Source organism: Peribacillus sp. P4_C12, assembly GCF_056402095.1.
In genome coordinates, this window is the sequence record NZ_JBFUIB010000528.1 from 1 (window position 1) to 2405 (window position 2405).

A 2405-nucleotide genomic window follows, 5' to 3' on the forward strand; every position below is an offset into this window, starting at 1 on the left:
GAAAAAGAGCTGCTGAAGCAACTCCCTTATTGAAGTATAGCCCTCTTTAGTTGAAGATTTACGCTTACGAAGTATTAGGATTCTTTACTTGTTCGGAAAAATAATTATTACCATTCGATTTTTCAAATAATATTCCACCACCCTTTATAGGATTACTTTCAAATATTAGTCCTCAAAATCCTAGGTGAATGAAAAACAATCTTAATGGATCCTTCACATGAAATCTCCATTAGAATAATAGATACATTTTGAATAAGTGGCCTTTTATTTGTCCTTTCCAATGCTAGTTCTTTAATTAAACTTGTTTGAATAATCGTCTGTCCATATCAAAAATAATTGCTTTGTTCAATATATTCTTTACTCATGACAACATAGCTCAAACTATTGTTCTTCCGCTAAAAAAGGATCAATTATCTTTTTTTTATGGGAAGATAACACAATGTTTGTTGAAGGTGTACCATATTGCATTGACGCATCGATAAATTGTTCTAAACTCTCGACAGAATGTGTTGCTATTTTGATAATATAGCTAATTTCTCCTGCTACTCGATAACACTCTAGTACGTCCGGATGGTTATGACAAAAGTTCGCTAATGCTTTACATTCCTTCGACTCGAACAATATAATAGCACACATTGGTCGATCCATTTTTTTCAATGCGACATGTGCATGATAACCTTCAATAATTTGCTGCTCTTCTAGCTTTCGAACACGCTCTGTAACTGCCGGAGAAGATAAATGAACGACTTCTGCTAATTCCTTCATGGAAATTTTGGCATTTGATTGCAATTCCCTCACTATTTTTTTATCTATTTGATCCATATTTCCCCTCACCTTTTTTTATTAAATAGAATATACTAAATTCTTTATTATTTAAATGAAAATAAACTAATATCCTTTTTGAACTTATGTAATATAACTTTGTATGCTCATATAATAAAGACATTGGAGGAGATATAGGATGAAAAAAATATTATTGTTATTAGCTAATGGCTTTGAAGCTGTCGAGGCTAGCGTATTTACAGATGTGCTTGGTTGGAATAAATGGGAAGGGGACGGTTCGACTGAGGTTGTGACAGTCGGTCTTCGGGACAAGTTAACTTGCACATGGAATTTCACCGTCGTACCCGAAAAAACAGTTGATGACATTCAATTAGATGATTTCGATGCACTGGCTATTCCTGGTGGATTTGAAGAGGCCGGCTTTTATGAAGACGCATTCAATGAGTCATTTTTAAACGTTATCCGGCATTTTCACGCAAAACAGAAACCTATTGCTAGTATTTGTGTTGCATCATTAGCACTAGGTAAAAGTGGAATTCTCATAGATAGAAAAGCTACAACTTACGATCATCCAACGAGTAAAAGAAAAGAGCAGTTAAAGAATTTCTGCACAAACATACAAAATGAGAGAATTGTTCTTGACGACAATATTATTACATCTTCAAATCCAGGTACCGCTTTTGATGTGGCATTTCTATTGCTGGAAATGCTGACATCTAAAGAAAATGCACATCATGTTAAAGACCTCATGGGATTTGTCTATACAAAAGTACAATAAAGAAATGCAAAGTAGAAAGAGATGAAATAATATAAGAGCATGCTTTGATCAAATCGTTTTTCAAAACATGCTCTTTCTTTCTGCTCATTTATGAAGGTTTATTACGATTATCAAACATTATTATAAAGCTACAATTATCTCTAAGTGCTTGTTTGTTACTTGGTGATTGGTGATACACGAAAGTGATATTCATCGACTCTTTAGCTTCTAAATAAGTTCAAAGCATATTTGTGCAAGCTTTTTCCTAAACCCCTTCACGTTTTTTTTGTATTAAATAGAATAAATTCACATATCCAATTTTGTTGCCTTCATATCTCCGTACTGTAAGTTCAAGTTGACCAATGGTTGTTCCGTTTTCCTTCATCAACACAAACCCTTCACGGTATAAAGCAAGATGCTTTTCAAGCCAACCAAAATATTCATCTTCGTTTCCGAAGTCTTTATCTGTACCCAAACTCACATTGAAAGAATCTCTCCGAAAAGAGAATCTTAATCCCGATGATTTTTTTGAAATGAAGATTTAATTCGTCTTTAGCAGTTTTAAACTTTCCATGAATTTTTCTGATTCTTTGTCTATTCGTTCATTTTCGATATTATGAACATAATGGGAGCAATCTAATTTAATTAGCTTCCCGTTATCGGCATTACTGATAAAATCCTTTTGAATGCTATTCCACGTATTTCCATCCCAACCCGTTCCCTGACCATTCGATGAAAACAAAAGCATAGGGACATATGGCATTCCACCTTCTTCGACTTTTTTTGCATTTGTTTTTATCTCATCTACCTCATTGATCATATTTTTAGTCGATGTTCTACGATAAAAAATCACTTTATATAATTC

Annotated in this window: 3 protein-coding genes and 1 pseudogene; 1 reads left to right on the plus strand and 3 read right to left on the minus strand. The window is 33.6% G+C overall.

Annotated features, from left to right (window positions below):
• Nucleotides 1–381 precede the first annotated feature (381 nt).
• Nucleotides 382–822 carry an Lrp/AsnC family transcriptional regulator gene (locus tag AC1DUW_RS25970; protein ID WP_053345548.1) on the minus strand — a complete coding sequence of 147 codons (441 nt, stop codon included), beginning with the start codon at nt 820–822 and terminating at the stop codon, nt 382–384.
• Nucleotides 823–961: 139 nt separating this feature from the next.
• On the opposite strand from AC1DUW_RS25970, the gene AC1DUW_RS25975 reads away from it, so the two are divergent.
• Complete coding sequence (locus tag AC1DUW_RS25975; protein WP_053345547.1) at nt 962–1561, plus strand: DJ-1/PfpI family protein; 600 nt, start codon at nt 962–964, stop codon at nt 1559–1561.
• A 244-nt stretch (nt 1562–1805) separates the two neighbouring features.
• Here AC1DUW_RS25975 and AC1DUW_RS25980 read toward each other — a convergent pair whose 3' ends face one another.
• Nucleotides 1806–2021 carry a hypothetical protein gene (locus tag AC1DUW_RS25980; RefSeq protein ID WP_053345546.1) on the minus strand — a complete coding sequence of 72 codons (216 nt, stop codon included), beginning with the start codon at nt 2019–2021 and terminating at the stop codon, nt 1806–1808.
• A 60-nt stretch (nt 2022–2081) separates the two neighbouring features.
• Nucleotides 2082–2405 (minus strand): annotated as a pseudogene (locus AC1DUW_RS25985) (alpha/beta hydrolase); the annotation flags it as partial.